This is a genomic window from Martinezella lusitana (assembly GCF_014207095.1).
Lineage (GTDB): Bacteria > Pseudomonadota > Alphaproteobacteria > Rhizobiales > Rhizobiaceae > Rhizobium > Rhizobium lusitanum_B.
On the sequence record NZ_JACHBG010000043.1, the window covers coordinates 1 to 21566 of the forward strand.

Sequence of the window (21566 nt, forward strand, 5' to 3'; positions counted from 1 at the left end):
ATGATGAATGCATCCTCTCCCGGCCGAAATGGCCGTCGACCAATGCGGCGCTGTCAGCATAACTTCGCAAGGAGAAATGGTCATAGCATCTGGCTCTGGCGCGCCGTCGACCAGGACGGTTACCTGCTCGACGAGATCGTCCAGACCCGCGCCGCAATACCAAGGCTGCCAAACGCCTGCTGATCCGATTGGTGAAGAAGCAGGGATGCCTGCCAAAGCGCGTCCTCACCGACAAGCTTCGTTCCTTTGGCGCGGCACAGCATCAGATCATGCCGACTGTCGAGCAGCGGTCGCACAAGGGGCTGAACAATCGCGCCGAAAATTCGCATTTACCACTGCGAAAACGGGAGCGGCTGATACAACGATTTCGCTCGCCAGGCGCGCTGCAATGCTTCACAAGCGTCTTTTCGCCAGTCCGAAATCTTTTCGTGCCGCTTTGTTCAAACATTCCGCTATCGTCGTCCGTCTTGTCGAAAGCATACTCAAGAACTTAACCTGACATCACCACTGGCTGAACTGCTGTCGAGACATTATAGGTCCACAGGCAACGGCCAGGTGTCTTCATGCCCGAGGGCGGTTGCCTCTACTTGCAGGCAATGCTCCGATTCCGCTACGAAGGCTCAAAGCAAGGTCGGGCTGATCCGAAGTCAGGTAACCGATACCACGCTCAAGCCACGAGCGGATCAACGCTTCATCGTTCAACGTCCAGACGCAGAGTTGTTCAGGCGCCAGCATTTGTGTGATCTGGACCCATTCCTTCTGCAAGAGTTCATGATGAATCGCGACAATCTCGACGAGCCTGACCGCATTGGTGAGGAAGGCGGATAATCCACCTTCTCTCTCGATCGATGCGGCGTTTGCCGAAACCAGGCGATCGATGTGTGGAGCAACACGACGACATTCCTCGATTACCGTCAAGTCGAACGAGGTCAAATGGCATCGGTCGGCCATTCCGAACCACTCAATTTCGGCGACGACTTTCTCCACAATACCTGGATAAGGCCGGCCTGCCGCATCGGATTTGATTTCGATGTGCAAACACTTGCGGGCTGCGCTTTCGAAGACTGCAAGCACATCTGAGAGGGTTGGCAACACCTCAAGGGTGCCTTGCAAGTGGGTTTCCAGTCTCATGTCAATGGTAAGATCGCGCACTGGGCCGATCCTATCGGTTGTGCGATCGAGGGATGCGTCATGGATGACGACGAGTTCACCCACATCCGTGAGATGGACATCGAATTCGATGGCGTCCACATCAAGATCAAGAACGTTGCGAAATCCCGTCAGGGAGTTTTCCGGCCAGATGTTGCGCGCGCCGCGATGGCCGATGATCTTTGTCATGCTGTTCTCCAATGCCGAAAGTCAACGTAATGTCGGGTCAAGCTTGTCTCGCAGCCAGTCGCCAACCAACGAGATCGATAGGGTCGTCACCATGATGATGAAGGCCGGCGCGAGCATGATCCAAGGTGCCCGTGTCAGGTACTCGCGGCCGAAGCCAACCATGTTGCCGAGGCTTGTTTCCGGAGGTTGAACGCCAAGCCCAAGGAAGGAGAGGCCGCTTTCCATCAGAATAATCTCCGGGAAAGTCAGCGTCATGGAGACGATTAGCGTTGAGGCTACGTTCGGCAGGATGTGGTGCAGGTAGACGCGCGCAGGCGTGGCGCCAAGTTGCACGATGGCGGCGGCATAGCCCTGGGCGCTGGCCGAAATCGCAAGGCCGCGTGCGATACGCGCGTAGCGCTCCCAGCCGTAGAAGCCCATGAGACCGATCAGAAGCGGCATGGAGGAGCCGAAGAAGGCCAGCACAGCAAGCGACATGATCAGAAACGGAAGTGCTGCCTGGAAGTCCGCAAGAACCAGCACGAGGTGCTCGACGTTGCCGCGGAACTTGGCTGCGGCAAAGCCAAGAGCGGTCCCGAACAATGCTGAAATGATCGTCGCGCCGAAGGCGATGGCAAGCGAAACCCGAACAGACTGGATCAGACGTGAAAGTACGTCGCGGCCGAGCTCATCGGTTCCAAGCAGATGTGAAGGATGGCCTGGAACCGACAGGCGTGCTCGCAGATCCATCGATGTAATGCCGTAGGGACGGATGCTGTCGGCAAAAACTGCAATCAGGACCATGGCCGCCAGCCAAGCAATTCCAAAGCCGACGGAGAAGGGGATTTTTCTAAGCTGGCTGCCGGCGCGAGCAAGGAGCCCAGGATTGTTCTTGTACGATTTGGTCGCCGATGCCATAACCATTGTAATTCCCTTCAATGCGTCCGTTGACTACGCAGCCGTGGATCGAGCCAGCCGTAGAGCAAGTCGACCATAAGGTTAGAAACCACCATAGCGGCGGCGATCATCAGAAGGATGCACTGCACGACGGCAAGATCGCGATTGGTAACCGAAACGACTAAAAGGCGGCCGACGCCCGGCCATGAGAAGATCGATTCGACGACGACAGCGCCGGCAATCAGGGAGCCGACCATGAATCCGACAATTGTCACTATCGGTACGGCCGCATTCGGAAGCGCATGACGCCAGACGACATTGGACCACTTCATTCCCTTGGCCGATGCCGTGCGAATATAGGGTTGCCCCATCACCTCAATCATGGCGCTGCGCGAGAAGCGAGCCAGGATACCAATTCCCCCTATGCTCATCGTTAAGGTCGGAAGGATGCCGTGTTGCCACGTGTCTTGGCCACCTGATGGCAAAACACCGAGTGTTACGGAGAAGATCAGCACCAGCAGCAGCCCCATGACAAAGGACGGGATGGTAAAGCCAAGGATCGCTGCAAGTATTACGCCGCGATCAATCGTGCTTTGGCGATGCAGGGCTGCATAGACGCCTGACGGGATGCCAATCACCAGCTTTAACAAAAGGGCCGGCACTGTCAGTTGAAGAGTGGCCGGAATGCGATCGATGACTAGCTGCATTGCCGGCGCCTTGTCGCGCATGGAAATGCCGAAGTCTCCCGTGAATATCGATCTGATATATGCAAGGTACTGGACCCAGAGTGGTTGATCGAGACCCCATGCGTGGCGAAATGCGCGTAGAGATTCCTCAGGAACATCAGGCCCGAGCATGACCTGCGCCGGATCACCCGACATACGCAAAACAACGAAGGCAAACGTCAGTACTGCAAGAATGGTAATCGCGGCTCGAAGCAGGCGAGTGAGAACAAAACGTAGCATGCGTCGGTTTTCCTAAGCGGCAGCTGTTTGATCAGCAGCGGTCACCATGTGACATGCAGCGGTTCGTCCAGGCGCGAGCTCCTGCAATGTCGGCACGCTGGAACGGCAAATTTCCTTTGCTAGCTGGCAGCGCGGATGGAAGGCGCAGCCGCTTGGACGATTGGCGGGGTTGGGTGGTTCACCCTGCAGGATTATGCGTCCTTTGAGCTTCTTTCCCGGCTCCGGAACACTTGAGACCAGCGCCTTGGTGTATGGGTGGAGAGGCGCTTTGAAGATCACGTCGGATGAGGCCTCCTCAACGACGCGACCGAGGTACATGACGGCCACCCGGTCTGCGATATTGCGCACCACCTTGAGATCGTGACTAATGAAGACCATAGCGATGCCATTGTCCCTCTGCAGGTCGCGCAGCATATTGATGACCTGGGCCTGAATCGAGACATCAAGGGCTGAAACCGGTTCGTCGCAGACGAGAAGTTTCGGTCGTGAAGCCAGCGCGCGGGCAATAACGACGCGTTGACGCTGGCCGCCTGACAGTTCATGCGGATAGCGTTCCGCCTGGTCTTCACGCAAACCAACTGCGGACATCAATTCCGCAACCCGAACATGTCGATGCGTCTTTGGAACGAGGCCGTGGATCGCCAGCGGTTCGCCGATCTGGGCACCAATCGTCAGTCGCCGGTCAAGTGCTGCCAGAGGATCCTGAAAAATCAGCTGCATCTTCGCCCGCAACGCTCGCCATTCCGGCGTCCCGAACCTCGGCATCGGATTGCCGTCGTAGAGCATCTGTCCCTGGTGCGTGGGGTCGATGCCGAGCAGCATGCGCCCCAATGTTGACTTACCCGAACCGGACTCGCCAACAATGCCGAGGGTTTCGCCCGGCATGACTTTGAGAGTGATGCCATCGACCGCCCGGACCGGAACCGATTTGGTAAGGAATCCATTACCTAGGTCATAGGTCCGAACAAGACCTCTTGCTTCAATGAGCGGTCCAGTCACGATGCAGGTTCCAATCTCATTTCGTCGGTCCGTTGGGGCGCGTCCACGGGATGGTGGCAGGCGAGGCTGCGGTCGCCCGCCACCGCCTTCAGATCGGGCCTCCTGACCCTGCAGTCGGCCTCGGCGCGCGAACAACGCGGGGAAAACGCGCAGCCTTCCGGCAGGTGTCGAGGATCAGGTACGGTACCGGGGATCGGGATCAGCCGGTCGCGCGGACCGTCGAGTTCGGGAATGGCATCGAACAGGCCGAGCGTATAGGGATGGTATGGATTGGAAAACAGCGCATCGATGCTCCCCTGTTCAACAATACGCCCCGCATACATAACGCAAGCTCGTTCGCAGACCTGGCTGACGGCACCTAGATCATGGCTGATGAAGATCGTTGCCATGCCGGTCTCGGCGCGAAGCGTTATCAGGAGATCGAGGATTTGCGCCTGAATAGTCGCGTCGAGCGCGGTTGTCGGTTCGTCGGCGACCAAAAGGTCAGGTTCGCCGGCAAGCGCCATAGCAATCATCAGCCGCTGACACTGACCACCGGAAAATTCGTGCGGATAGAGATCGAAGCGTCTTCGAGCATCCGGAATGCCTACGAGATCCATCAAGCGCAATGCTTCGGACTTGGCGGCTTCACCAACCAGTCCGCGATGAATGGCAAGTGCCTCGGTAATCTGGCGGCCGATTCTCAAGACGGGGTTCAGTGAGCTTGACGGGTCCTGGAAGATCATTGCGATGCGTCCGCCGCGCACGCTTTCCAGAACGGATCGTGGTGCACCAAGAATTTCACTTCCGTCGAGACGGACCGATCCACTTATGGCCGCTTTGCCAGGGAGAAGCCCGAGGGCTGCGAGCCATGTCACGGATTTTCCGCAGCCGGATTCTCCAACGAGGCCGATTGCCTCGCCACGGCGAATATCGAGATCGATACCACGAAGAACCGGCACACCGTCAAATGCGACGCTGAGACCGCGGATTTCTACGAGACTGGGTTCCATTCGAACGTGCACCTCCTTCTTAGACATCAACGCCGGCCGCACAAAGCGGCCGGCATAAGAGGGCTATGGTCAGGCCTTCCAATTGGAGGCGCGGAAATCCATTGCGAATGCAGGCGCTGCTTTCCATTTCAGCGAGGACTTCATGCCTGTAAATACAGCGTTCTGATGCAGCACCTGGTAGACAGGGTCCTCGCGCTCGCAAATTTCCAGCATTCGGGCAATCGCCTTCTTGCGCAGAGCCTGATCGGTGGATGTTTCCATGATGAGAGAGAGCTTGTTCATCTCTTCGTTGGTCCAATCCTTCTTCTGCTGTATTTCACCGTTCGGGCCGAATTGCACGACCATCGGCGTGATCGGGTCGTTGATCGTGTTGGATGCAGACCAGTCACGTACGCCCTTTATACCTTGAGGATCGTGGATCTGAGCCCAGTTCTCCTTCATTTGGATCTCGACGTTAAGGCCGACTTGCTTCCACATCTCGACCATGATCTGCGCGTTGGCGGTCTGGTTGGTGTAGTAATTGTTGAGTAGCCGGTAGGGAATCGCATCACCCTTGTAGCCAGCTTCCTTGAGCAGTTTCTTTGCGAGCTCTGGATTGAACTCCGGCGGCTTCCAACCGTCGATGAACATGTTGGAGCCGGCAAAGGATTCAAACTGAAGGCCTGCCGGAACAACGGTTAGCTCGGCCCATAGAGCATCGACAATTGCCTGGCGATCGATCGAATGGGTCATGGCGCGACGGACGAGCGGATTTGCCAGGACAGGGTTCTGGACGTTGAATACGGAGATTCGGTGGTTCCAGATGGTCGAGCTCTGCACTTCAAGGCCGGGCGCATTCTTGACGGCGGCGATCTGGTCCGGCGGCAGATCACATGCGAAATCATACTGGCCAGACAATAGGCCGTTCACCCGCGAGGCAACCTCGGGAACCTCGACGAAGCGAATCTCTTTCAGTGGCTGACGTCCACCCCAATAATCGTCGAATGCGACGAGCGTAAGCGAGACGTCCGGCTTGTATTCGCCGACCATGTATGGGCCCGTGGTGATGGGTTTGCGCGCCCATTCGGCATAGCTCTTGGCTTCGTCCCAAGCGCGGCGACTGGTGATCTGGCTGCCGAAGGAATACAGGCGGCCTTCGAGCGTTACGTCGGGCGTCGCATTGTGAAAGCGCACAGTGTACTTGTCGACGATCTCGACGCCCTCGAGGGCGGGCCAAAGGCGACGTGCGACACCCGGGATCGCAGCAGGCAGTTCCTTGACTGTCGCCGGCTTGTGCTCGGATTCAAAGATCGTCTTGCCGCCCTTGGGCTCTGTGGTCCCGAAAATGCGCTCCTTCGAAAAGGAGAAGGCGACATCTTCAGCGGTCATTTCATCGCCATTATGGAACTTGACGCCCCGGCGCAGCTTGAGTTCGAGCGTTTTGTCATCAATGCGCTTCCACTCGGTCGCAAGGCCGGGAACCGGGCCCTGGCTGCCCATCCAATCGCGATTGATCAACCCTTCCCAGAGGTTGGGAAAAAAGACGCGCTCGCCAACATTGGACTGTTCATTCCAGATGTCGAGCGTGTTGTTGTTGGTAATCTTCTGTACAGCGACGGTAACGGAAGGGCGTTGTCCTTGGCTGAACGCCATGCGCGGCAGGATAAGGCTGCCGGCCGCAGCGGACATCAGGCCCAATGCGTGACGGCGATTGATGGAAGGCATGGATCTCTCCTGTTGACATAAACGTTTTGGCCGCACGACATCCCCGTGGGGCCCGAAAGCCCCACGTGCGACACCGCTTGTGATGCGGAATGAACTTTGAACCTTCACGCTGCAGGCTGCTAAAAATCCTTTACCTCGCCGCAGAGTTGGCGTAGCTGTAAGTTACATATGTTACGCCGATGTGACATCTGGGAGGAATGCGCATGCTCAATCAGCAACTGATGGTAAAGGCCTCGTGGTTCTACCATGTCGAAGGTTTGACGCAGGCCCAGATCGCCGATCGCATGCTTTTGACGCGACGACGAGTCAATGAGTTGCTGGCAGCGGCTCTGCAGCAAGGCATCGTGCGGGTAAGCTTTAATTCACCCTTGGCCGACAGCGTCGAAATGGAGGCCGAGCTTTGCAGACGTCACGGTCTTACAGATGTCGTGATTGTTCCAACGCCAAACGATAAGGCTCAGATGCCACTGGTTCTCGGACGCGCTGCCGCCATGTTCCTGGACCAAATGGTGCATGCCGGCAAAGTCCAGAGTTTGGGTGTGGGGTGGGGTGCGACCCTTCGAGAAACGGCCCATCAATTGACGCCGACCAATTCTGCGGACATCAAGGTCCACTCCATGATGGGTGGCTTGACGCGTGGGTCGGAAGTCAACACGTTCGAAATCGTCCGCCGCTTTGCCAAAAGGCTCAATGCCGAATGTCATTATCTTGCAGCACCGATCTACGCCGATGACCCGGCATCGCGCGATACCATCATTGCGCAGTCGGTTTTTGCGGCATTGCTGCGGGATGCCGTAGACGTCAATGTGTGTTTGCTGAGTGTCGGCGATGTTACCCAGGAGTCGCTGCAAGTGCGTTACGGCTTGCCAACCAGAACGGAAATCAGTGAGCTTGTTGGTGCAGGCGCGGTCGGAGATCTGCTTGGTCGCTACCTCGATCAAGACGGTTGCGAGATAGATCATCCGCTCAACCGACAAGTCATTTCGCCGGAACTCGAAGAGTATCGCAACATTCCATGCCGGATTATCGCATCCGGAGGTTTCAACAAGCGGCAAATAATCCGGGCGTGCCTTGCAAACGATCTCGTTGATGTGCTTGTCACCGATTCTGAAACCGCGTCATGGCTGCTCATGTGAATCCGCAAGCGGTCCCATCGAACTTTTGATTTCCGCTGAAGGTGTTGTCACATAAGCCGGCTATCAGTGAGTGGGGCGTAGAGATGGCGGGATGAAGCGTCCCGCCATATGATGTTAGCTGCCGACGTTTGATGACCATTCCGGGCGTTGGACCCGTCGTGGCCCTGGGCTTCGCCCGTACGATCGACTACCCGGTCGCTTCAAAAATTCTAAGGCGGTTGGCACTGCGTTGGGGTTGACCCCGGTTCTGAGTCAGCCCGGCGAGAGTAGTCGTGTCGGCCGAGTTTCCTTGTGTGGTGATCAAATGATGCGAACGCTGCTCTGTGAAGCGGGCCAAGTCATGTTGACTGTGGTCAGGAAATGGTCCTGGCTCAAGGCGCTAGCGATGAATATTGCCAAACGTCGCGATCATCAGAAAGCGATTGTGGCCCTGGCCCGTTGCCTAGCGGTGATCATGCATCGCATGTGGAGTGATGGTACAGAATTCCAGAGGTCAAAGGACGACGGACTAGCAAAGGCCTGAGCATTTTAGATGACAAAGTCCCTCCCGCCGGCGCGAAGAAGTCCTTCGCGGGACGATGAATGAAGTGAGACCGCTATGGAACTTGTGCCGGCCGGTTATGCCGATCGGGACGCGTCTTAGATTGTTCCACTTCTCTCCACTGACCCGTGATAGGAGGGGCAAGACCCGATCCCGAAGAGAAGCAAGGCTTCGTGAGCGACGTCAGATACTGGTGAGATTGGAAGGCTTGACAGCGCTTGGCTTCAATATGCTGAATAGAGAAGTTCCATAATATAGCGACACACCTCAAAGCCTCTCTCTATCAAGCACTTAACCTTTCCATGTAACGGATTACGGGTTCATATCCCATTCAAGAGCTTAAACATTGGTCTTGTCTTTCGGCTCAAGAATATTATATGTAGGTACGTGCCTACATGGAGTGTATTCTATGACGATCACAAGCCTTTCCAGCCGTGAATTGAACCATGATGTGAGCAGCGCGAAAAAGGCCACCCAAAATGGCCCGGTTATCATCACTGATCGCGGCAAACCATCTCATGTATTGATGACTTATGGTGAATTTGAGCGTCTTACCGGCAAGCGCCGTAATCTTGTCGATGCCCTTTCCATGCCCGGCTTGTCAGATATTGATTTCGACGCGCCTCGGATTGAGATTGCAGCCCGTCTAATGGATCTGTCGTGAAATATCTGCTGGACACGAATGTTCTATCTGAACTGAGGAAGGTTGGAGACGGCAAAGCCGATGCAAATGTGGTTGCATGGGCCACAGCTCAAGCGACGACGCAGCTATGTCTTTCCGTGATAACGATCCTGGAGTTGGAACGCGGAATACTTAGCATCCAGCGCCGAGATGCAGCCCAGGGCGCGCGCTTGCGTTCCTGGCTAGAAAATCACGTGCGACCAGAGTTCGTCGGCCGTATTTTATCAATCGATGATGTAATCGCGACCCGTTGCGCGCATCTGCATATCCCAGATCGACGTAATGAAGCAGACGCACTCATTGCCGCGACCGCACTCGTTCACGGCCTGATAGTCATCACGCGCAATGTTCGGGCCTTCGAAGGCACAGGCGTTGTTGTGATGGACCCGTGGCAGGGTTGATGGCCACCAAGGTCATGCATAGTGGGTACTGATGGTTCGAATTTCATCAAGAGCCATATTGGGAAGATTGTGCAGGCTGCGTCGTTTCCGAAACCCGTCTCGTCTCCAGCGAGAACCTTTCAGCGTTTTCCAGAAAGAACCTCACGAGTCTGCGGATATGAAACGCCTATGCGATCATTGGATCGTAAATGAGATAATCGCCAAAGTCCGTGATTCCGCAACTTCAACGAAGCGAACCGCGTAGCGCCCGTGGAAGAAGAAGGCTGGAAGACCTGTTGGTGGGGCAGGCAGTAAGGTCTTTCAGGCCCCATTCCATACCGGATTGCCGACCTTCGACCCGCCCAAAGATAGTGCCAACGCCTCAAGCTCCTCATAGAGCGATTGCGCAAAGCTCCGCAGCACGATCAGCTCGAAATCCTGCCCGACAGTCCGCGTAAGCTGGATCGAAATGTGACCGAAGAGGGTCATGGCACTGTTTCCTTCGGGAAAATTGAGCGGATGCAGGTCGACGGCCGTACCCTTGTTGAGGAGCGCGGCCGCCTGGGATCCGGAAACGTGGATACGGATGCGGCCATGGCTCTGGTCAGAGATGAAAGCGCCGCCAGAGAGAGCATCGGCAAGCGCCTGCCGCTGGGATTCGGAAAGCTGATGGTTACCTGCAACGAACCATTGCCGGTATCCGGCCGGGCGCACGGTGCTTTCCTTGAGGTTCACCGCGAGGAGATGGTTCGCAATCTCCTCGCTCGTGGTCGCGCCCATTACGTGCAGGAGGTGGCCTTCCGGCAGGGCTGCCAGCCGGATGGTGTCGCCTTGCAAAACGGGCTTGCCGGCAAGAACCGGCTTCGGTGCTGGCAAATCAGGCATGGAGCTTCTCGTTTTGAGGGTCGATGAAGACGGGGCTGCAGATCACCGCATCCGTATATTCGTTTCTAAGGCCGTTCCAGACAGTGACCTTCTCACCGATGCGCTCCGGGCCGTTCTTGATCAAAGCCAATCCGATCGTGTGGCCAAGGCTCGGTGAAAAGGCACTTGATGTGACGTAGCCCTGGTCGTTTTCGAGCGTCGCGGCCGCATTCTCCGCCAGAATATGAGCGCCGGTGCGGAAGCTGGTTGCAGGGTCTAGCGGCTTGACGCCGACAAGGCGAGGACGGTCGGCTGCCTGCAGGCCCTCGCGCGCGAGCATCGCCTTGCCGATGAAATCGGGCTTCGTGGTTGAAACCATGCGAGCAAAACCGAGGTCGCCCGGCGTCACGGTCCCGTTGATCTCCGCATGGGTGACATGGCCCTTTTCGATACGAAGGACGCCGAGCGCTTCGGCGCCATAGGCGCAGATCCCGTGGCTTTGACCCGCCTGCAGGATAGCGTCGGCGACGAATTCTCCATAGGCCGCGGGCACGCCGAGCTCATAGGCGAGCTCGCCGGAAAAGGAGATGCGGAAGAGCCGGCCCTTCAGCTTGCCACCGAACAAGGAGACTGCACGTGCGCTCATGAACGGGAAAGCAGCGTCGGAAATGTCTTCATCAACGATCTCGGCAAGGATGGCGCGGGATTTCGGGCCTGCCACCGCCATCTGTGCCCATTGATCGGTCGATGAGGCAAAATAGACCTCCAACTCGGGCCACAGCGTCTGGGCGCAGAATTCCAGATGCGTCAGCACCCCGGCTGCGAGCGCCGTCGTCGTGGTCATGAAGAAATGGTCCTCGCCCAGGCGACTGGTGGTGCCGTCATCATAGATCATGCCGTCTTCGCGCAGCATGATTCCGTAGCGTGCCTTGCCGACGGGCAGTTTGGCGAAACCATTGCAATAGACGCGGTCGAGGAAGGCCGCCGCATCCTTGCCGAAGATCTCGATCTTGCCGAGCGTCGAGACGTCGCAAATGCCGGCATTCGTGCGGATGTTGAGCACTTCGCGATCGACACTTTCGCGCCAGCTCTTTTCGCCATCTTGCGGAAACCAGGAGGAGCGGTACCAAAGGCCGGTCTCGACAAAGACCGCGCCGTTCTTCTTTGCCCATTCATGCAAAGGGGATTTGCGTGCCGGCTGGAAATGCTTAGCCTGCGAAGTACCTGTCAGCGCGCCGAAGGAGACGGGGGTATAGAAGGGCCGGAACGTCGTGGTCCCGACTTCGGCCGGCGAGACGCCACGAGCCTCGGCAAGAATACCGATGGCATTGACATTGGAGAGCTTGCCCTGATCGGTCGCCATGCCATTTGTCGTATAGCGCTTGGCAAGCTCGACGTCACCGTAGCCTTCACGCACGGCAAGACCAAGGTCCTTCAGGTGGACGTCGTTCTGGTAATCGACGAAGGCCTTGCCCTTGCCGCCTTTGACATGCCAGAGCGGCGCGGCTGCGGGCGATGCTTTCTCTGCCAAAGCAAAGGCGGGAGCAACCTTGCCAAAGCCGATTGCCTCCAAAGCTTCGGCAGCTTTGATCGCTCCGTCGCCAAGACAGCAATCTGTGGAGGCAAGGCCGGCCGCGGCGCCGGCGATCAACAAGCCATCCTGCCGTTCCGGCGCGAGGAAGGCTCCGTGTTTTTCAGACCAGATTGGCTTGGCGCCGCGATGGCAGGCAAGGTGGATGATCGGGCTCCAACCACCGGACATCGCGAGAGTATCGGCATCGATCTCCTGTGTGCCGGAGCCGCTCGCAATGCTCACTCCACGCACCTGTTTCGTCCCAAGCGCATCGATGATGCATGCGCCGCGCAGGACCGGCGCCTTACCGTTCCAGGCTTCACCACTGGCGCGTGTGTCGACGATGGCTGCCACTTCAAGGCCGGCGGCCTCGAGGTCGGAAGCTGTCCGATAGCCGGAGCTGTTGGTCGTGAAGACCACGGTGCGCTTGCCCGGAGCGACGGCCTGCCGGTTCAGATAGCTGCGCATGGCGCCAGCCATCATGACACCTGGAATGTCGTTGCCGCCGAATACAAGCGGTCGTTCCTCTGCGCCCGTGGCAAGGATTGCCTGCTTGGCGATAATGCGCCAAAGCCGCTCGACCGGCTGGCGCGGGTCGGGCGTTGCAACATGCTTCTGGACGCGTTCGACTGCGCCGAAGACATTATCATCGTACCAGCCGATGACGGTGGTACGTGGCAGGCATTGCACGTTGGGCAGGCCGGTGAGCTCGTCCAGTATTTCCTCAAGGGAAGAACCGCGTTCTGCAAGCAAGCTGCCGCCGAGCTCGAAGCCTTCGTCTGCGAGCAGAACACGCGCCCCCGCGCGCGCCGCCGTCAAGGCCGCCGCAAGGCCTGCGGGTCCGGCGCCGATGACGAGCAGGTCGCAATGCACCCAGCATTTCTCATAGGTATCGGGATCGGCTTCATAGGACGCCTTGCCGAGACCGGCAGCCCTGCGGATCAGCGGTTCGTAGACTTTCTCCCAAAAGGCAGCAGGCCACATGAAGGTCTTGTAGTAGAAGCCGGCGCTGAGGAAGGGCGAGAGCAGTCCGTTGATGGCGCCGACGTCGAATGCGAGCGAGGGCCAGCGGTTCTGGCTGCGGGCGATCAGCCCGTCATGGAGCTCGATCATCGTGGCGCGACTGTTTGCCTCGGTGCGTCCGCCCATCCCGGTCGTGACAAGCGCATTGGGCTCGGCGGCGCCTGCCGTCAATATGCCACGCGGGCGGTGATATTTAAAACTGCGGCCGACAAGCCGGATGCCGTTGGCAAGCAGGGCAGAGGCAAGTGTGTCGCCGGGATGACCGGTGAAGTTCCTGCCGTCGAAGCTGAAGGCAATGGTTCTGGAGCGGTCGATCCGGCCGCCGGAGGAAAGCCGACGGCTGCTCATGCGCTCGCTCCAAGCTTGGCAAGCGCCGCATCGCTGACGCCATAGACCTTGTGAGTGACGGTGTCACGCTCGACGATCAGCCAGCGGCGACAGCCGGAGGAATGATGCCAATATTCCTTGTGTAGACCTTTCGGATTGTCGCGCAGATAGACGTAATTGTACCAGTCTTGCGAACCTGCATCCGCGGCCGGACGGCCAAGGCTCGCATCGCCCTTGATGGTGAATTCCTCTTTGGGACGCGTGCCGCAATGAGGGCAGGAAATCAGGCTTGCCATGTCGTCATGTCCTCAATGCAGGTTCGGTTGGGCGCCGACGCCCTTTTCATCGATCTGATAACCACGCTGGAAGCGGTCGAGGCGCAGTTGCCGGGCCGTTTCATGCGGCTCGTTGCGGGCGATGAGATGAGCGTAGCAATAGCCCGACGCCGGGGTCGCCTTGAAGCCGCCGTAGCACCAGCCGGCGTTGAGATAGAGATTGTCGATATGGGTGCGGTCGATGATCGGAGAACCGTCCATGCTCATATCCATGACGCCGCCCCAGCTTCGCAGGTAGCGGATCCGCGTCAGCGCCGGGATCATCGCCACGCCCGCTTCGGCGACATGCTCGACGGTCGCAAGGTTGCCGCGCTGAGCATAGGAATTGTAGCCGTCAATATCGCCGCCGAAGACAAGACCACCCTTGTCGGACTGCGAGACATAGAAATGCCCGGCACCGAAGGTGACGACGCAGTCGATGAACGGCTTCAGCCCCTCGGAAACGAAAGCTTGCAGCACATGACTTTCGATCGGCAGGCGCAGACCGGCCATATCGGCAACGACGGTAGAATTGCCGGCGGCCGCAAGCGCAAGCTTGCCGCATCCGATGAAGCCCTTTGTGGTTTCGACACCCGTCACGCGGCCATTTTCCGTTCGAATGCCGGTCACCTCGCAGCCGGTGATGATATCGACGCCGCGACTGTCGGCGCCGCGGGCATAGCCCCAGGCAACGGCATCGTGGCGAACCGTGCCGCCACGCGCCTGTAGTAGTCCGCCCAGGATCGGGAAACGGGCATTGTCAAAATCGAGGAAGGGCAATTTCTTGCGAACAGCCTCGCGGTCCAGTAGCTCGGCATCGACGCCGTGCAGGCGCATTGCATTGCCGCGCCGCGTATAGGCGTCGCGCTGCGCGTCCGAGTGGAAAAGATTGAGAACGCCGCGTTGCGAAACCATGGCGTTGAAGTTGAAATCCTGTTCCAGCCCTTCCCAGAGCTTCATCGAGAGCTCGTAGAAGGGATTGTTGCCAGGCAACAGGTAGTTGGAGCGGATGATCGTCGTGTTGCGGCCGATATTGCCCGAGCCGAGATAGCCCTTTTCCAGAACGGCGACATTGGTAATGCCGAAGGTCTTGGAGAGATAGTAGGCTGTCGCCAAACCGTGGCCGCCGCCACCGACGATGATCACATCATACTGTGGCTTCGGCTCTGGCTGGCGCCAGGCAGGTGCCCAGCCGGTATTGCCGCGAAGGCCATTGAGGAAAACTGAGAAAGCCGAATAGCGCATGGTTCGATCCGCCTTGAATTCCGCTCATGATGACAGAGTGAGAAATGTCGACTTGCCCAATTGGGACCTATTTGGATAAAAATAGGACATGGCTTCGATCGACGCGAGAAATACCCAGACGATTGGCTTCATCCTGATCCCGGGATTCGCGCTGATGTCGTTTGCGTCCGCAAGCGAGCCGCTGCGCGCCGCCAACCTTTTGGCTGGGCGCGAAATCTATCGGATTTCGATCTTTTCACCGGGCGGCACCCCGGCGGTCTCATCGGGGGGTGTGCCGGTGCCGGCTGAACCCCTTCCTGGTCGCGGATCGGGTCTCGGCACCGTCTTCGTCTGTGCCGGTGGATCGCCGCGCGACTGGGATTACCCTTCGGTTCTCGCCTGTCTCCGCCAACTTGCTCGGGAGGGCGTGCGCATCGGCGGCATTTCCGGCGGTCCTTATCTGCTTGCAGCGGCCGGCCTAATGGCCGAGCGTGATTTTACGATTCATTGGGAACATGCGCCGGCTCTTCTGGAGGCATTTCCCGCCCTGTCTCCGCGCCAGGCACGTTTCGTCGTTGACGGAAACCGCATCACCTGCGGCGGCGGCATTGCGCCCCTCGACATGATGCATGTGCTGATAGCCGAGCGCATGGGCGCCGATTTTGCCCGCCGCGTCAGCGATTGGTATCTGCACACCGAGGTCGGCGAGCCCGCCGCGCCGCAGCGCGCCTCACTCGCCGAGCGTTATGGTGTCCACCATCCAGGCCTGCTGAGCGTCCTTGAAAAAATGGAGGAGACGATCGAGATGCCGCTCGATCGCACGGCCATGGCTCGGATTGCCGGGGTCACACCACGACATCTCGACCGGTTGTTTGCCAGGCATCTCGGTTCGACGTTTCTCGATCAATATCGGCGGATAAGGCTGCAGACTGCCCGGCGGCTTCTGGAACAGAGCCCGCTTTCGATCTCCGAAATTGCCATTGCTACCGGCTTTTCCAGTGGTGCGCATTTTGCCCGCGCCTATCGCTCCCTCTATGGGATTGCACCCGGCGACACCCGTCAGGCGTGATATTCGTCGCAATTGAGAAAATTTCACTGGGAGGATAGAGTCCTTCCCAGCAGCCCTGCCGAAAAAAGGATATAGAATGAAACCCAAGGCAGATAAATTATCGACCGATGACCCAACCCACGGTGGACGCCCTGCATTTTTGCAAGATCCGCATGCGGTGCGCGAGCCCAAAGAGAACAATCTCGAAATGGCGATCGGCCACGAAGTGCGCGCCTATCGCAAGAAGCTTGGTATCACCGTCACGGATCTGGCTGCTGCGACCGGTATCTCGCTTGGCATGTTGTCGAAGATTGAAAACGGCAATATCTCGCCGTCCCTGACGACCTTGCAATCACTTTCCCGAGCGCTAGGGGTGCCGCTTACGTCCTTCTTCCGGCGCTATGAGGAGCCGCACAACGCCGTCTTCGTCAAGGCGGGGCAGGGTGTCGAGCTCGAACGGCGCGGCACGCGCGCCGGCCATCAATATAATCTGCTCGGTCATATCGACAACAATTCGAGCGGCGTCATCGTCGAGCCCTATCTCATCACGCTAACAGCCGATTCGGATGTGTTTCCGACGTTCCAGCACGAGGGCATGGAGTTCCTCTATATGCTGGAGGGCGAGGTGATGTACCGCCATGGCGACGAGCTTTATCCCATGCAGCCCGGTGACAGTCTCTTCTTCGATGCCGACGCGCCGCATGGTCCGGAGGTGTTGGTGAAACTGCCGGCAAAATACCTGTCGATCATCAGTTACCCGCAACGGGGCAAGACCGGATAACTTGCCTAAAAAGAAAAAATTATTCTTTTGAGTTGAAAATCCACAATGGACCTGATAGCCATTTTTGCAGATGCGAAAATGGAGGCTTTGGGCATGTGCGGAATTGTCGGTCTTTTCTTGAAGGATAAGGCGCTGGAGCCGAAACTTGGCGCGCTTTTGTCCTCTATGCTTGTCACGATGACCGATCGCGGACCTGATAGCGCAGGCATTGCGATCTACGGCAATGATAACGGCAACACGGCGAAGATAACCGTTCAGTCCGCCGATCCGGCAAAGGATTTCGACGGGCTTGAATATGAGCTCAGACGGGTGCTCGACGCTCCCGTGGCCGTGACGGTCAAGAGCACGCACGCAGTCATTACGCTTGCCAAGGGCAAGCTTGACGAGGGCAGGGCAGCCCTGACGGCACTGCGTCCGAATATCCGCGTCATGAGCAGCGGCGATACCGTTGAGATCTACAAGGAAGTCGGTCTGCCAAGAGATGTAGTCTCGCGCTTTGGCGTCACCGGCATGTCCGGCACACACGGTATCGGCCATACGCGCATGGCGACGGAATCGGCCGTGACCACGCTTGGCGCGCATCCTTTCTCCACCGGTTCGGATCAGTGCCTGGTGCACAATGGTTCGCTGTCGAACCACAATAACCTGCGTCGCGAGCTCAAGCGCATCGGCATGAGCTTTGAGACGGAAAACGATACCGAGGTCGCAGCCGCCTATCTCACGGCCGAAATGGCAAAGGGCAAGGATCTCGGCGCGGCGCTCGAAAGCGCGGTCGATGATCTCGACGGTTTCTTCACCTTTGTCGTCGGTACCAAATCGGGCTTCGGCGTCGTTCGCGATCCCATCGCCTGCAAGCCAGCGGTCATGGCGGAAACAGATCAATATGTGGCTTTCGGCTCGGAATATCGTGCGCTCGTCAATCTCCCGGGCATTGAGAGCGCCCGCATCTGGGAGCCGGAGCCGGCAACCGTTTATTTCTGGGATCACGAAAAGGCTGCCTGATCGGGCGCGCTGGAAACGAGAGAGTTTTTCATGCCAGTTTTCGACCTATCCGTCACACCTTTGCGCGAACTCAACAGCGCGCTTCATGGCCTTCCTGCGGGCGCCAATGATCTAGCCTTCGAAGTCGTCAATCCGCGCGGCCATCATGCTGTGGCAGCCGGTATCGACGCATCCGTCACCGTCGATATCAAGGGCTCCGTCGGCTATTACTGCGCCGGCATGAACGACGGCGGCCACGTTACGGTGCATGGTTCCGCCGGTCCCGGCGTTGCCGAGAACATGATGTCCGGCAGCGTCGTTATTGAAGGTGATGCCAGCCAATATGCCGGCGCGACCGGCCGCGGCGGCCTGCTTGTCATCAAGGGCAATGCCGCCTCGCGTTGCGGTATTTCGATGAAGGGCATCGACATCGTCGTCCACGGCAATATCGGCCATATGTCCGCCTTCATGGGGCAGTCGGGCCATCTGGTCGTGTTGGGCGATGCCGGCGATGCGCTGGGCGACAGCCTTTATGAGGCCAAGCTTTTTGTTCGCGGCTCGGTGAAAAGCCTCGGCGCCGATTGTATCGAAAAGGAAATGCGCCCAGAGCATCTGGAGAAACTTTCCGAGCTTCTCGAGAAGGCCGGTGTGCGCGGCGTCAGGCCGGAAGAGTTCAAGCGCTACGGATCGGCGCGGAAACTCTATAATTTCAACATCGATAATGCCGACGCCTATTGAGACGAAGGGGACCTCATGAGCTATCACAATCCGTACACGCCACCCCGCAAGTCGGCGACCTTCGACGATCACACGCTTGCGGAAATCCGCCGCGCGGCAGCGACCGGCATCTACGATATCCGCGGTGCCGGTACGAAGCGCAAGGTGCCGCATTTCGACGATCTTCTGTTCCTCGGTGCCTCGATCTCGCGCTATCCGCTCGAGGGTTACCGCGAGAAATGCGACACGACCGTCGTGCTCGGGAGCCGCTTTGCCAAGAAACCCATCACGCTCAAGACCCCGATCACCATTGCCGGAATGAGCTTCGGGGCGCTTTCCGGCAACGCCAAGGAGGCGCTTGGTCGCGGCGCGACGATTGCAGGAACATCGACCACGACAGGCGATGGCGGCATGACCGACGAAGAGCGTGGCCATTCGCAGACACTGGTCTATCAGTATCTCCCTTCGCGTTACGGCATGAACCCGAAAGACCTGCGCCGGGCCGATGCGATCGAAGTCGTCGTCGGGCAGGGGGCCAAGCCCGGCGGCGGCGGCATGCTGCTCGGTCAGAAGATCTCCGATCGTGTCGCCAATATGCGTAACCTTCCAAAGGGCATCGATCAGCGTTCGGCTTGCCGCCATCCTGACTGGACCGGTCCGGACGATCTTGAAATCAAGATCATGGAACTGCGCGAGATCACCGATTGGGAGAAGCCGATCTATGTTAAGGTTGGCGGCGCGCGCCCCTATTACGACACGGCGCTTGCCGTCAAAGCCGGCGCCGACGTCGTCGTACTTGACGGGATGCAGGGTGGCACTGCGGCTACCCAGGACGTCTTCATCGAGAATGTCGGCATGCCGACGCTTGCCTGTATCCGTCCTGCCGTTCAGGCACTGCAGGATCTCGGCATGCATCGCAAGGTGCAGTTGATCATCTCCGGCGGCATCCGCTCCGGTGCCGATGTGGCGAAGGCTCTGGCGCTTGGCGCAGATGCGGTTGCCATCGGCACGGCGGCGTTGGTTGCGCTCGGTGACAACGATCCGAAATGGGAAGACGAGTACCAGAAGCTCGGCACGACAGCCGGCGCTTATGACGACTGGCATGAGGGCAAGGACCCGGCCGGCATCACGACGCAGGATCCGGAGCTTGCAAGCCGTCTCGACCCTATTGCAGCCGGCAGGCGTCTTGCCAATTATCTGAAGGTCATGACGCTGGAAGCGCAGACGATCGCGCGCGCTTGTGGCAAGAATCACCTGCACAACCTCGAACCGGAAGACCTGTGCGCGTTGACGATGGAAGCTGCCGCCATGGCGCAGATCCCGCTCGCCGGCACTAACTGGTATCCGGGCAAGGGAGGCTTTTGACATTCCGGTCGGGCCGAAAGGCCCGGCCGCACCATGCATCATCGAAGTGTCTCTAAGAAATCCAAAGGGGAACGAGAATGACACTGGATCTTGCTGCCTTTGCCAAAGACAAGGGCATCAAATATTTCATGATCAGCTATACGGATCTTTTTTCCGGCCAGCGCGCCAAGCTGGTACCGGCTCAAGCAATTGCCGGTATGCAGGAAGACGGCGCCGGCTTTGCCGGCTTCGCCACCTGGCTCGATATGACACCCGCCCATCCCGATCTTTTTGCCGTGCCAGATGCCTCGTCCGTCATCCAGCTCCCATGGAAGAGGGATGTTGCCTGGGTTGCGGCCGATTGCATGATGGAGGGCAAGCTGGTTGCGCAAGCGCCGCGCAACGTGCTGAAAAAGCTCGTGAAAGAAGCAGAAGCAGCGGGTAAGCGCGTCAAGACCGGTGTTGAAGCCGAATTCTTCCTGATCACCGCCGACGGCGCCAAGATATCCGACGAATACGATACGGCGGAAAAGCCCTGCTATGACCAGCAGGCCGTCATGCGGCGCTACGACGTGATTTCCGAGATCTGCGACTATATGCTGGAACTCGGTTGGGGGGCCTATCAGAACGACCACGAGGACGCCAACGGTCAGTTCGAGATGAACTGGGAATTCGACGATGCGCTGAAGACGGCCGACAAGCATTCCTTCTTCAAGTTCATGGTCAAGTCGATCGCCGAGAAGCACGGCCTGCGCGCCACCTTCATGCCGAAACCCTTCAAGGGGCTGACCGGCAATGGCTGCCATTGCCATATCTCCGTATGGGACAATGATGGCAGGATCAATGTCTTTGCCGACCGGGAAGCCCAATTCGGTCTGTCGGCCGAGGGCAGGCATTTTCTCGGCGGTATCATGAAGCATGCCTCGTCGCTCGCGGCGATTACCAATCCGACGGTCAACTCCTACAAGCGCATCAATGCGCCGCGCACGACGTCGGGGGCGACCTGGTCTCCGAACACCGTGACATGGACCGGCAACAACCGCACGCATATGGTGCGTGTACCCGGCCCAGGGCGCTTCGAGCTGCGCCTGCCCGATGGCGCGGTCAATCCCTACCTGCTGCAGGCGGTCATCATCGCAGCAGGCCTTGACGGTCTACGCAGCAGGGCCGATCCGGGACCTCATCACGATATCGACATGTATGCGCAAGGACACCTGGTGAAGAATGCGCCGCGCCTTCCGCTCAATCTGCTCGATGCTCTGCGTGCCTATGACGAGGACGAGGGTCTGAAGCAGGCGATCGGTTCGGAATTCTCCGAAGCCTATCTGAAGCTCAAGCACCAGGAATGGAATTCCTACTGCTCGCACTTCACACAGTGGGAGCGCGACAGCACGCTCGATATCTGAGTGCAAAAAAGATGCCTGAATGGAGTGCTGTGCCGGGACGCGATTTCCCGGCACAGGAGCGGAATTGCGGCCGTTGACGGTGAGGAAAATCAGCATGAAAAGCTATGTACTGACTGTATCCTGCAAATCGACGCGCGGCATTGTCGCGGCGATCACCGGCTATCTCGCCGAGCAGGGTTGCAACATCGTCGATTCCAGCCAGTTCGACGATCTCGATACCGGCATGTTCTTCATGCGCGTCTCCTTCATCTCCGAAGAGGGTGTCGGCGAGGCGGCGCTGGTCGAGGGCTTCAAGCCGATCTCGGACAAGTTCGCCATGGTCGCCGAATTCCATGACAGCAAGAAGCGCAT

At 58.3% G+C, this 21566-nt stretch carries 20 protein-coding genes and 2 pseudogenes; 12 read left to right on the forward strand and 10 right to left on the reverse strand.

All coding sequences use genetic code 11. From position 1 onward, the window contains the following. Positions 1-434, forward strand: a pseudogene (locus GGD46_RS33040) (IS6 family transposase); the annotation flags it as partial. A 127-nt stretch (positions 435-561) separates the two neighbouring features. Here the strand turns inward: GGD46_RS33040 and GGD46_RS33045 are convergent. From GGD46_RS33045 to GGD46_RS33070, 6 genes are all read right to left on the reverse strand, one after another. Then, on the reverse strand, positions 562-1338 hold the full coding sequence (locus GGD46_RS33045) for a glycerophosphodiester phosphodiesterase family protein (protein WP_184711406.1): 777 nt from the start codon (positions 1336-1338) through the stop codon (positions 562-564). Between the two features lie 21 nt (positions 1339-1359). Continuing rightward, the gene (locus GGD46_RS33050; RefSeq protein WP_409527728.1) at positions 1360-2241 is read right to left on the reverse strand and encodes an ABC transporter permease; all 882 of its coding nucleotides are present in this window, start codon (positions 2239-2241) and stop codon (positions 1360-1362) included. 11 nt (positions 2242-2252) lie between these two features. Continuing rightward, positions 2253-3179 carry an ABC transporter permease gene (locus GGD46_RS33055; RefSeq protein ID WP_184711408.1) on the reverse strand — a complete coding sequence of 309 codons (927 nt, stop codon included), beginning with the start codon at positions 3177-3179 and terminating at the stop codon, positions 2253-2255. Between the two features lie 12 nt (positions 3180-3191). Then, positions 3192-4178 (reverse strand): ABC transporter ATP-binding protein, encoded by a 987-nt coding sequence (locus tag GGD46_RS33060; RefSeq protein WP_184711410.1) that lies wholly within the window; start codon positions 4176-4178, stop codon positions 3192-3194. Further along, positions 4175-5170, reverse strand: a complete 996-nt coding sequence (locus tag GGD46_RS33065) for an ABC transporter ATP-binding protein (protein ID WP_184711412.1) — start codon at positions 5168-5170, stop codon at positions 4175-4177. Before GGD46_RS33065 ends, GGD46_RS33060 begins: the two co-directional genes overlap by 4 nt. Before the next feature lie 69 nt (positions 5171-5239). After that, positions 5240-6874 carry an ABC transporter substrate-binding protein gene (locus GGD46_RS33070; RefSeq protein WP_184711414.1) on the reverse strand — a complete coding sequence of 545 codons (1635 nt, stop codon included), beginning with the start codon at positions 6872-6874 and terminating at the stop codon, positions 5240-5242. Positions 6875-7077: 203 nt separating this feature from the next. Here GGD46_RS33070 and GGD46_RS33075 point away from each other — a divergent pair, with 203 nt between their 5' ends. The 4 genes and pseudogenes from GGD46_RS33075 (at position 7078) to GGD46_RS33090 (ending at position 9634) form a co-directional block, all read left to right on the forward strand. Beyond that, positions 7078-8010 carry a sugar-binding transcriptional regulator gene (locus tag GGD46_RS33075; RefSeq protein WP_184711416.1) on the forward strand — a complete coding sequence of 311 codons (933 nt, stop codon included), beginning with the start codon at positions 7078-7080 and terminating at the stop codon, positions 8008-8010. A gap of 110 nt (positions 8011-8120) precedes the next feature. Next, positions 8121-8533 (forward strand): annotated as a pseudogene (locus tag GGD46_RS33080) (transposase); the annotation flags it as partial. A gap of 427 nt (positions 8534-8960) precedes the next feature. After that, the gene (locus GGD46_RS33085; protein WP_184711418.1) at positions 8961-9215 is read left to right on the forward strand and encodes a type II toxin-antitoxin system Phd/YefM family antitoxin; all 255 of its coding nucleotides are present in this window, start codon (positions 8961-8963) and stop codon (positions 9213-9215) included. Next, positions 9212-9634 (forward strand): type II toxin-antitoxin system VapC family toxin, encoded by a 423-nt coding sequence (locus GGD46_RS33090; RefSeq protein WP_184711420.1) that lies wholly within the window; start codon positions 9212-9214, stop codon positions 9632-9634. The genes GGD46_RS33085 and GGD46_RS33090 overlap by 4 nt, the downstream gene beginning before the upstream one ends. A gap of 300 nt (positions 9635-9934) precedes the next feature. Here the strand turns inward: GGD46_RS33090 and GGD46_RS33095 are convergent, their stop codons facing one another. The 4 genes from GGD46_RS33095 to GGD46_RS33110 are packed head-to-tail and all read right to left on the reverse strand — an operon-like array spanning position 9935 to position 14959. Continuing rightward, positions 9935-10498 (reverse strand): sarcosine oxidase subunit gamma, encoded by a 564-nt coding sequence (locus GGD46_RS33095; RefSeq protein WP_184711423.1) that lies wholly within the window; start codon positions 10496-10498, stop codon positions 9935-9937. Beyond that, the gene (locus GGD46_RS33100; protein WP_184711425.1) at positions 10491-13421 is read right to left on the reverse strand and encodes a sarcosine oxidase subunit alpha family protein; all 2931 of its coding nucleotides are present in this window, start codon (positions 13419-13421) and stop codon (positions 10491-10493) included. Before GGD46_RS33100 ends, GGD46_RS33095 begins: the two co-directional genes overlap by 8 nt. Further along, on the reverse strand, positions 13418-13696 hold the full coding sequence (locus GGD46_RS33105; RefSeq protein WP_184711427.1) for a sarcosine oxidase subunit delta: 279 nt from the start codon (positions 13694-13696) through the stop codon (positions 13418-13420). The genes GGD46_RS33100 and GGD46_RS33105 overlap by 4 nt, the downstream gene beginning before the upstream one ends. Positions 13697-13708: 12 nt before the next feature. Further along, a complete protein-coding gene (locus GGD46_RS33110) occupies positions 13709-14959 on the reverse strand; it encodes a sarcosine oxidase subunit beta family protein (RefSeq protein WP_184711429.1) in 1251 nt (416 codons plus the stop codon). An 88-nt stretch (positions 14960-15047) separates the two neighbouring features. On the opposite strand from GGD46_RS33110, the gene GGD46_RS33115 reads away from it, so the two are divergent. The 7 genes from GGD46_RS33115 to GGD46_RS33145 all read left to right on the forward strand — a co-directional run. Then, positions 15048-16007, forward strand: a complete 960-nt coding sequence (locus tag GGD46_RS33115) for a GlxA family transcriptional regulator (RefSeq protein WP_184711431.1) — start codon at positions 15048-15050, stop codon at positions 16005-16007. Positions 16008-16083: 76 nt separating this feature from the next. Beyond that, the gene (locus tag GGD46_RS33120; protein WP_184711433.1) at positions 16084-16767 is read left to right on the forward strand and encodes a helix-turn-helix domain-containing protein; all 684 of its coding nucleotides are present in this window, start codon (positions 16084-16086) and stop codon (positions 16765-16767) included. Positions 16768-16860: 93 nt separating this feature from the next. Next, complete coding sequence (locus GGD46_RS33125) at positions 16861-17769, forward strand: class II glutamine amidotransferase (RefSeq protein WP_184711435.1); 909 nt, start codon at positions 16861-16863, stop codon at positions 17767-17769. Positions 17770-17799: 30 nt separating this feature from the next. Then, a complete protein-coding gene (locus GGD46_RS33130) occupies positions 17800-18486 on the forward strand; it encodes a GXGXG domain-containing protein (RefSeq protein ID WP_184711437.1) in 687 nt (228 codons plus the stop codon). A gap of 15 nt (positions 18487-18501) precedes the next feature. Then, positions 18502-19830 (forward strand): FMN-binding glutamate synthase family protein, encoded by a 1329-nt coding sequence (locus GGD46_RS33135; RefSeq protein ID WP_184711439.1) that lies wholly within the window; start codon positions 18502-18504, stop codon positions 19828-19830. Positions 19831-19907: 77 nt separating this feature from the next. Then, positions 19908-21215, forward strand: coding sequence for a type III glutamate--ammonia ligase (gene glnT / locus GGD46_RS33140; RefSeq protein WP_184711441.1), 1308 nt, complete (start codon positions 19908-19910; stop codon positions 21213-21215). 94 nt (positions 21216-21309) lie between these two features. After that, a partial coding sequence (locus GGD46_RS33145) for an ACT domain-containing protein (RefSeq protein WP_184711443.1) occupies positions 21310-21566 on the forward strand: 257 nt, incomplete at its 3' end.